Source organism: Autumnicola musiva (genome assembly GCF_031846585.1).
Lineage (GTDB): Bacteria > Bacteroidota > Bacteroidia > Flavobacteriales > Flavobacteriaceae > Autumnicola > Autumnicola musiva.
The window spans coordinates 1-9,866 of record NZ_JAVRHK010000035.1; the positions used below are offsets into that span (position 1 = coordinate 1).

The 9,866-nt window shown below is 37.7% G+C and carries 8 protein-coding genes; 2 read left to right on the plus strand and 6 right to left on the minus strand.

The features are described 5' to 3' along the window. Window positions 1-232: 232 nt before the first annotated feature. The 6 genes from RM539_RS19355 to RM539_RS19380 all read right to left on the minus strand — a co-directional run bounded on the left by RM539_RS19355 (window position 233) and on the right by RM539_RS19380 (window position 6,033). The gene (locus RM539_RS19355; RefSeq protein WP_311505073.1) at window positions 233-535 is read right to left on the minus strand and encodes a MarR family transcriptional regulator; all 303 of its coding nucleotides are present in this window, start codon (window positions 533-535) and stop codon (window positions 233-235) included. A 412-nt stretch (window positions 536-947) separates the two neighbouring features. Beyond that, window positions 948-3,146: a PepSY domain-containing protein gene (locus RM539_RS19360; RefSeq protein WP_311505075.1), complete on the minus strand. Its 2,199-nt coding sequence runs from the start codon at window positions 3,144-3,146 to the stop codon at window positions 948-950. Between the two features lie 10 nt (window positions 3,147-3,156). Then, window positions 3,157-3,642, minus strand: a complete 486-nt coding sequence (locus tag RM539_RS19365) for a DUF2271 domain-containing protein (protein WP_311505076.1) — start codon at window positions 3,640-3,642, stop codon at window positions 3,157-3,159. A gap of 1 nt (window position 3,643) precedes the next feature. Beyond that, a complete protein-coding gene (locus tag RM539_RS19370) occupies window positions 3,644-3,967 on the minus strand; it encodes an ankyrin repeat domain-containing protein (RefSeq protein ID WP_311505077.1) in 324 nt (107 codons plus the stop codon). Next, a complete protein-coding gene (locus RM539_RS19375; RefSeq protein ID WP_311505078.1) occupies window positions 3,883-5,133 on the minus strand; it encodes an ankyrin repeat domain-containing protein in 1,251 nt (416 codons plus the stop codon). Before RM539_RS19375 ends, RM539_RS19370 begins: the two co-directional genes overlap by 85 nt. A gap of 6 nt (window positions 5,134-5,139) precedes the next feature. Beyond that, window positions 5,140-6,033 (minus strand): DUF6607 family protein, encoded by an 894-nt coding sequence (locus RM539_RS19380; RefSeq protein ID WP_311505081.1) that lies wholly within the window; start codon window positions 6,031-6,033, stop codon window positions 5,140-5,142. 113 nt (window positions 6,034-6,146) lie between these two features. Here RM539_RS19380 and RM539_RS19385 point away from each other — a divergent pair, with 113 nt between their 5' ends. Together RM539_RS19385 and RM539_RS19390 are read left to right on the plus strand one after the other, a co-directional pair. After that, the gene (locus tag RM539_RS19385; RefSeq protein ID WP_311505079.1) at window positions 6,147-8,270 is read left to right on the plus strand and encodes a TonB-dependent receptor plug domain-containing protein; all 2,124 of its coding nucleotides are present in this window, start codon (window positions 6,147-6,149) and stop codon (window positions 8,268-8,270) included. A 10-nt stretch (window positions 8,271-8,280) separates the two neighbouring features. Continuing rightward, the gene (locus RM539_RS19390) at window positions 8,281-9,705 is read left to right on the plus strand and encodes an HmuY family protein (RefSeq protein ID WP_311505080.1); all 1,425 of its coding nucleotides are present in this window, start codon (window positions 8,281-8,283) and stop codon (window positions 9,703-9,705) included. Window positions 9,706-9,866: the final 161 nt, after the last annotated feature.

A 9,866-nucleotide genomic window follows, 5' to 3' on the forward strand; every position in this document is an offset into this window, starting at 1 on the left:
TTAAATATTAACTTAATTTTTCCTAGATCAAACCAAAAAAGCCTTCAAAATCAATGACTTTGAAGGCTTTAATTCTTGTAGTGACCCTTACGGTACAAAACTCGAACCAATTAATAGAGGACTTAAAGCTTTTGGCGGAGATGTTAGCTGCATAATTACTAATGGGGTCTTCTAAATATATGATAATGAAGGATTTATTCGTAATCAGCAAATTTGTGGCCTTTTGGCCCATTTATGACCCCATTACTTTTTTGGAGCGAAATACATAAGAAGTTCCCTTACCAGTAGTTCCTTTTCTTTCAATAAAATCTTTATCTATCAATTCCTGTAAATTACGGGTAGCGGTTCTTTTGGATATATTCTCGAGTTTATGGTATTCTGTGTTACTTATAGAGCCATGCACCTTAATGTATAATAGAGCATTGATTTGTCTGGAGGGAAGATTTTGTTTTTTAAGGTAATCTTCGGTATAAAAATCCTTTAAAAAAGTGACACTTATTCCGCCTTGTTCTTCTTCGATAATTGGTTTAGGCAAGCCCAACCTCTTTACAGGAATCAATGAGTTTGTTTATTCCTAGCCCCCAAGATTCGATATAACCAGCTTTGAAAAAAGCATTGGCTATATTTCGATTTCTTGGATATTAGGAATGTTCTTGGCTCGTGTCCAAGACTATAGGACGAACCGTTTTTCCTGAAATGCAATGGAAGGAAAGTGGAAAGGACAATAGCATAATCCTCATCTAAAAATCAAATTTCACTAAAAAATAAACCTGTTTCAAGGTGTTTCAGGAGTTTTTTAGTAAAAACTGACGGCAGCATCATCTTTACAGTAAACGTAACTATCTGAAAAGAAAGAATTAAAAATTTATAACATCGCCTAGGGTGTTATCCTCTTGCTAATCCCTTAGTTTATATATAGATTGATTATCTGGTTTCCTAAAAATGAGTTAGTAACAATCTAGTTTTAGTTGTCCATTTATTTCAAGGTCCGACATTTTAAGGTTAGAACGACTTTGGAGTAGATTTCCAATGACCTCCATGACTCCGTTTTGCATACTAATAGATCCACAGATCATTATAACCGCTCCATTTTCTATAGAACTAACCAGAAAATCCTGTTTTTCTAAAAGGAGATCCTGAACATAGTGTTGCTCTCCTTCTCTGGACAAAGCGATTTCCAAGCTTCGAATATTTCTTTCTTTTAAAGCATTATCAACATAAGTTTGGTACAGGTCGAATGATTGAGTATACCTTCCTCCCCAGAATAAGTGAATGTTAGCATTGTTGTTTTTTTGAATCATTCCCAAGTAGGGCGCTATTCCGGTTCCGTTGCAAATCATTATAACGGATGGTGCTGTAACCGGAAAATGAAATTTTAAATTTTTTTCAATCTTTCCCTGGATAATCTGTCCTTTTTCCAATGAACTAAGATAACCGGAGCATTTTCCCAGCTCATGGTTTTTAATGCTGAGCAAAATATATCTGTCAATTTCAGCAATTGAATATAACCGTTCCCGGCGTGCATCAGGAGGACAAATACCCAACAGATCACCGGATTGAAATTGTATCTTTTTCTGAGGTTTTAATTTTAAAAGAAACGTATTATCAACATTTAATTTCGAGATATCAATAACTTTTAAGTCCTCAGTTTTTTTCTTGGTAAAACTAGAATCCGGAAGTTCAAGATGCACTGGAATATCCGCTTTTGCTCCCCAGTTATTGGCCCAGCCCCTAAACTGCTCAAAAGATTGTTCATTTATCTTCGTAAGCTGCATCATCGGCTTGAAAGAGGGATGAAAATCTAGCTTTTCGTGGACATTTTCCGCATAACTGCAAAAGTTAGGATAGAGCATCGAACCAAAACCAACAACTGTATATTCGATTAAATGTTTCGGATTTATTTGTTCAAATCTCTTCAAAAAATGATTTGCGGAAGCCGGGGCATCACCATCGCCATAAGTAGCCGTAAAAATAACCATTTTATGAGCCCTTTCATAAGTAGCATATTCATTTAAACTGGAAAGATGAACGCGTTTATCATGACTTTTCAGGCTTTTACAAAAACGATTTGCAAAATCGAACGTATTTCCCGTTTCCGAACCCACAAGAACAATATATTCGGCTTCATCTCTAAGTGCATATCCAAATGTGGTAGCTTTTTTCCGGTTTAGGGATTTTAAAGTCATGGCGAAACCAGAATACATAAAAAACAGGATGCTGCCGCTGGAAATTAGCAGTATAAATGCCCAAACCGGACTACTTTCACCGGTATGCAATTTCATACTGAGTATCGAGCCCAACTGCACCAAAGGGTATTTCTGCGCGCTCACAACTTTCCCGCTAAACTGGTGGATCAGCATCTCCCTGTCATTCAATTGAACCTGATAGAAATCTTCAAGATCTTCAGAAAAAGGAAAAACGATCTTTCTAACTTGATCTAAGCTTATATTTTTCAGACCAGGAAATTCTGAAATTTCCTTTTGTTCGTATTCATCCTGAGCAATTTCATTCCGGTTATGTTTGACCGAATAAGAGGGAAACAACTCAAATTTTTCGGCAGAAAGATAAACCCCGGTAGCCGAAATGATAATAATTGGCACTAAAAACCACCTTCCTAAAACCACGTGATAGCGCTGCTCAAAATTGGTTTCTTTAACTCTATGGAAAAGTTTTAGCGATCCACCCTGGCGTTTTATCAGTAATAGTAAACCTGTAACGGCTATCAAACACAAAAGAAACGAAATGATCCCTACAAAAATTCGACCTGCGCTTTTAAGAAAAAGAGACCGGTGAAAGTTGGTAATGAAATTAAAGAAGGAAGAGCGCTCTTCTACCGGCCCAAATTCTGAAAGATTTATTGGGTCTATATAAATAGTTTTATTTTCAAAATCTTTGGTAAGAACTGAGGCAATCACATAATTCGAAGGAATGACCTCCAGTTCCAGGACTTCGTCATAATTCGATTTTAACCGGTCTATGGTTTGACTAACCAGGATTTCATCCAACCCTGTTATACTATAATTTTTCGTGGCATTGGAAATGGGTTCAATCGCAAGTATCCCTCCTGTAACCGCGGCAAGTAATAAAAAAATTGAAGAAACTACCGCCAGAATTAAATGGCTGTACCTCCAGACAGACCTGATCATATATTTCCCTTTATTGCGCCATCATCCGCACGTAACGGATAAAACCGTTTCCTTCCACTTTACTTATAATACTTTCTGAAGTAAGCTCAAACTGAACATCTTTTTCATGATATGCTTTGTCTTCTACTGAGGTTTCAAACCTAATGCTATATCCTGCATCAATTTTTTCAGAAGGAATTTGCAGCAAAATGATGCTGCGTTCACCACCCGCAATAGTTTCTCCTGTAATGGCATCAATATCCAATCGATATTTGCCATAAAACTTCCACCATTCAGTAATGTCACTGTACCATTCGCTGTCTTTACCTTGAACATAAAGCGTCTTTTCATATTCCCCTTCAGGATTGATGAGGGAAGTGACGATATAAGCGCCTTCCCCAGAATAATTTACCAATTGGACCATGCATTTAACCTTTGTGGTTTCTGGCTGTGTAAAGGCAACTATTCCAAGAAGAATCAATAGTGCCAGCGGTAAGAATTTTAAAACAGATTTCATTTTATTTTAAAAAGTTTAATTCTACATTATTTTTTTTAAGCATCTCATTCTCAGCTGCGAGATCGTAAGCGCTCTCCTCAAAATCGGTCGTTATAGAAACATCAGCCCCTCTAGAAATTAGATATTTCAGAATCTGGTCATTTTCGGTTTTCATCGCTGCCAGGTGCAATGGTGTTAAGCCGTCTTCATTTTTGGAATTGATGTCTACTAAATTAAATACCGAGAGTTCTTTGAGAAGATCTAGATCATTTGCTTCCACAGCAAAATGATAGAGATTGTTGCCAGCTGATTGTCCAGCATTAAAAGCAACATCATGTTCTTGCAATAATTTTTTTTTTTCTGAAAATCAGCATTCACCTCTCCAGAAGTAAATAGATAGAATGCGGGATTATTGCCATGATTATCAGTAAGCTTAGCATTTGCACCTTTATCAAGTAAAAAATCCACTATTTCAGAATTGTTGTATTTCACGGCCAGCATTAAGGCCGTCTGGCCCTCCTTGTTAGAATGGTCTATATCATCTACATGGTTTGCCAAAAGTTGAATACTTTTAAATGAATTTTGTGATGCAGCATTTAAAAATGGCGTATTTCCTTCTTCATCTTTTTGTTCAGCACTTGCCCCATTTTTCAGAAAGAAATCAATAATTTCCCGATCTGAAGAATAAGCTATGCGATGTAATGCAGTTTGCTCTGTATTGGTAATAATTGCGGGATCTAGACCTTGTTTCTTTAGAAATTCAAAAACTTCTATAGCATTGCTATGACCGCGGGTTCCCTGCGCAGCGAATAAAAAAGCATTTCCTCCTTCATTATTAGGTTCTTTATAAGAAACTCCTTTCTCTATTAACTGCTGAAGCAATTTGATATTTCCATTTTTAGCGGCATAATTGAAGATCCCGTTTCCTGCTTCATCTTTACTATTAAGTTCCAAACCCTTGGAAAGAAAATAGTTCAATTCTGAAATATTTTTCACGTAAGGAGCTATAAGCAACAGCGCGTTTGCACCAGATTCGTTGGTTTCGTGAGAAATAGTAGCACCATATTCTTCAAAGAGCTCATAAATCTGTGTATTGGTCTGTCCGGTTGATGCAGCAAAGGTAAGCGGAGTATTCCCGTGGGTATCTTTAGCATCCAGTTTTGCTCCTTTTTCAAGCAGTTTATTCATCGTTTTCACATCGTCTCCATAAGCAGCCCAGAAAATATAAGTTCTACCGTCATGGGTTCGCTTCTCTACTCCGTTTCCTTCCCGGGACAGCAGGTAATCTATCACCTCTTCCTTGCCATTTTCAAGCAACGCATAAACAACAGGATCAAAAGCGTTTTCATTTAATTCCGTAGGATCATAGCCTTCTTTCACTTTTTGCTGAACCGTTGCCAGATTGGGTTGTTCTTTCCAAAAAGTACGGTCTAAAAGAATATTATCCTGAGCATTTACACTTATGGCAAATATTAGAATTACCAAAAGAAAAGTATTTTTTAAGTATTTCATCTTTATTTATTTTACAAATGAATTGATCACCTCATTGATCTTATCTTCTGAACTATATTCGTCCTCAAAAAGATATTTGTAAAGAGGAGCATTATTCACCTTTTCCTTAAGTACAAGATCTTCGCCACGTTCGAAAACGTCCTCCCATTTGTCACGAACCATCGCCCATTTTTGTTCATTTTCTTTCCACCATTCAGCTGCAGCCTGGCAACGGCTATCATCTACTTTTTTATAAACGTTATAGCCTTTTTCTTCAGCAAGCACGAAATCTTCTTGGCCCTCTTTTCTGATTACTTTTTTATTATCCTGGTCATGAACCCATCCAAACGGGGTAATTTCATGGCGGTTCCCTCTAATGGTCACATTATAATCACTCCTGGTAGTATATTCCCGTCTTGGTAGTGGTGCTGGCGTGGTATTTTCCCAGTAACTTTTTCCATCTACATGCACCCAACTGGCGGAACCTTCGTAGCGCGGACTATCATCTACCTGATATACTTTCTGCGTCCATTGTCCCTGTACTTCAGGTTTTTCTACATACTCCCAATTATTATCTCCATCATATAGATAAAATTCTTCATTTTCATAAAGCCAGTCCTGTCTCCAGTGTTTTACAATATGAGGATCTGCTGGATTTCCAACCTGTAATAAATGCTGAATAGAAATCTTGTCATTTTCATCAGTTACAAGCTGAGCCCATTCTAATCCTCCGGTGACCTTTTGAACGGAAGGTTTATAAAGCGAATCTTCTGAATAATTAAAAGTTTCGGCGAAATTAAAACTTACTTCGTAGCAGCCGCACATCTTTTTAATGGCTTCTGCGTCCTTTTGTTTTTTCTCCTGAGCGCTTACTATTGCTGTAATCGTTAGCATTACAAACAGGGTGTAGATTTTTTTCATCATTGGTTTAAAATTAAAGTTCGATCCAAAAATAATTATTTTTATTTATTCTAAATAAGAATTATGTATATATTTGTCGTCTATTCATAATAAGTCTAAATAAAAATTAAAAATTGAAACCCTATTTTTTCCTATTCTATTTTCTGAGTGTAATTATAGTCTCGGCCCAACAAACTAAGGACAGCCTTAGCATTAATAAATTAGAAGAAGTGGTGGTTACCGGCCAGTATGATAAACAAAGTGTTGATAAATCGGTTTTTGAAGTGAAGGTGATTACAAGAAAAACTATAGATCAACTGGCCGCAAATAATCTTTCAGATGTTCTGAATCAAAGCCTCAACATTAATATAATACCGAATCCTTCTACCGGGAAAAGCGGGGTAGAACTTTTCGGACTGGATTCTCAATATTTTAAAATCCTGCTAGACGGAATTCCCTTAATTAATGATGAAGGGTTAGGGAATAATACCGATTTAACACAGATAAATCTTGATGATATTGAGCAGGTAGAGATTGTGGAAGGAGCGATGGGCGTTCAGTATGGCTCTAATGCCGTTTCCGGAATTATCAATATTATCACTAAAAAAGAATCAGATTACAAATGGCAAATTACCCCATATATTCAGGAAGAAACGATTGGTAATGAATATGGACTTTTTGATAAGGGACGGCATATTCAGTCGATGAGAATTGGTCATAATTTCAGCGATAAGTTTTATGCGAATGCCACCTATACCCGTAATGATTTCGCAGGATTATTTGGGGAAAGAGAAGGAAGAAACTATCAGTTGAATGACGGAAAAAGAGGCTACCAATGGCTGCCGAAATTACAGAATAATGCTAAAACGCTCTTCCGATATCATAATGATGGTTTTACAGCTTTTTATCGGTTTGAATATTTCGATGAGCACACAAAAAAGTATAATCCAGAGGTTCGAACAAATTTAAATTCTTCCACTCAAACTACCAATCCCACGGCGAGTGATGAAGAATTCTTTTCTGAACGTTTTTACCATCATCTTAGCCTTAGCGGAAGAGTCTTCAAAAATGCCAATTATCAAGCTTCCTTTTCGTATCAGCAGCAAAAGCGAAACGTAGAAACCTATATCTATCAAATCAAAACTAGGGAAGAGCTAAATAAGCAGAATTTTGAATATGAATCCCGCCAGGGACTTTATTCCAGGGGAACCCTAAATAACCTGTTTAAAAAGGATAGGTTTAGCTCCCAGCTGGGATATGAATTAAGTAACATCAACGGTTATTCGTCTTCCCTGGCAGGGGATTATAATTCAGACAATATTGAAAGAAGACTTGAGTCTTATGAGCTATTTACTTCCGCAGAATTCGAAATAAGTAAAAAATTCTCTTTTCGTCCCGGATACCGAATCATGTTCTCCTCTAAATTTGAACCTCAGGGTTCTTATACGCTGAGTTCAGTTTACAGGTTTGGGAATGGATATTCATTAAGGGCAAATCTAGGAAGTGCTCCCAGAAATCCCAATTATGATGAATTGTATACCTATTTCGTAGATGTAAATCATGACGTCCAGGGAAATCCTGATGTCAACCCTGAACGTGGAAATTCAGCTTTCCTCCACCTGAAAAAGACTTTTTGGTTTGATGACTACAACTTAAAGATGAACAATAAATTTTCGGGATGGTTTCTTTCCGTAGATGACCGTATAGAGCTGAGTATCGTAAATCAAAGTCCGCTTGCCTATAAATACCTGAATATAGACAGTTTCAAAAATTGGGGCTTGTCCTATACTTCAAATATTTCCATGAAGAATTTTAGCCTTGGGGCGGGAATTTCTTTTTCGGGAGAGCGTAAAGAGCTGCTTAGCCAAACAGATTATAACGACGATTACCTCTACGGGCTTCAGCTTAACGGGAATTTATCTTATTCTATTCCGAAGTGGAACTCGATATTCTCAGTCTTTTTCAAACATAATGGCCCAGAGTATCAGTTTATACAGAGCCAAAACGAAGACGGCGATGTTGTCTTTATAAAAGGAAAGCGGGGCGCTTACAGCTGGATGGATGCCACGCTTAAGAAAACATTTCTGGAGAGAAGCCTGGAGGTTAGCCTGGGTGCCAGGAATATTTTAGATGTCACCAATGTCACAAATACCAATGCCAGCGGTGACGGAGTACATTCAATTTCTCCCGATAATAGTGTATTGCTAGGATACGGGAGGTCTTATTTTTTAAAACTTTTATACAACCTTAATTTTTAATCAATCAATTATGAAAAAAACTTTTTACTTATTATTTGCTGCAGTTTCAGCATTAGTCTTGGGAGCATGTAGTTCAGACGATGATGCCGCAGTACAGGAAGATTTTGTAGTCGCTTTTGAAAATCCTTCGCTCAGTTTTTCCGCTGAAGAAGATACTAAAGACGTCAATCTTGAATTTTCCACCACTGCACCTCATGATGGAACTGTAACTATCGGTTTTACACCTACCAATGTTGTTTACGGGCAAGATGAAGATTTTGTGACCACTCCCAACGCCATGGAAAATGAAATAATAGTTGATTTTTCCGAAGGTGACGAAGGAGCAAGTTTTAGCTTTAGGAAATTAAAAGATGCCATTGAAGGAAATGAAAAATCCATCACATTTCAAATACAATCGGTAAGTCTGGAGAATGGACTTGCTGGCGGAACCACTTCCATACTAGTATCTTTTGAAGAAACTGCTGCTCTTGGGGGAACAATGGCGCCCGAAGTAGGTGGTCCAAACCAGCCCAATCAGGTTTATGTAGATTTGAGTGCCCAGAACCAAACTGCAGTTTCACGGGATTCATGGGACCTTGGGTTTTACAGCGGTGATGAGTTTCGAGTAATAATCAACGGATCCCTTTATATGGCTGCCGCCGAACTTGATGCCATCGATATTGATGCTGTAACCGAAGAAGATGTTGCCGAGCTTCAAACCACAGTTGCAGTAGGTACTTTTGACCCCACGAATACCGCCTATATAGACAGTCCCGAAGGGGATCTTAGCAAAACCGCGATTAGTGAAATTTCTGCTGAAGATTCAGAAAATAAAGTATACCTGTTAAACTTAGGTTCTGAAGTAGGAACTGAAGATCCGGACGCCGGATCTGTAGATATTACAGATGATCCAAGGGGATGGATGAAAATAAGAATTTTACAGTCTGAAAACGGTTATACTTTACAATATGCCCCATTAGATTCCGATGCTCATACAGAAGTGACTATTACCAAAGATGCAGCCTATAATTTCCAGTATTTCAGCCTTAAAAATGAAGAAGAAGTGATGGCACAACCAGCCCAGGGAGAATGGGACCTCTTATTTACAGTATTCACCAATGAAATAACTGGGGCTGGTTCTTATGGTTATGCCGATTATATAGTAACCAATCGACTTGATGGTGTTGAAGCCTACCAGGTAGAAAATGAAAGTGTTGCTTATGCTGACTTCAATTCTGAAGGTGTAGACGCCACATTGTTTGAAGAAGACCAGCGGGCTATTGGAAGCAACTGGAGAAACGGTGGAGGACCAGGCACGCTGCCTTCCCTTAAAGAGAATGTTTATTTTGTAATAAAAGATTCCGCTGGTAACCTTTATAAATTAAAGTTTACTTCCCTTCTTGATGAGAACGGAACGCGTGGATATCCCTCTTTTGAATATGCATTAATTCAGTAATTTTTTTAGTTCACACAATTTGAATTAGCCGTAGAGCCCGTAGAAAATACGGGCTCTTTACGTTAAGCTTCTAATCCACTTCTAAATTTATAAAAAATATTCCCTGAAATCCGAGATTTGAACCATTTTAATGAACCACTATGGACTCCAAGTCCATAGTC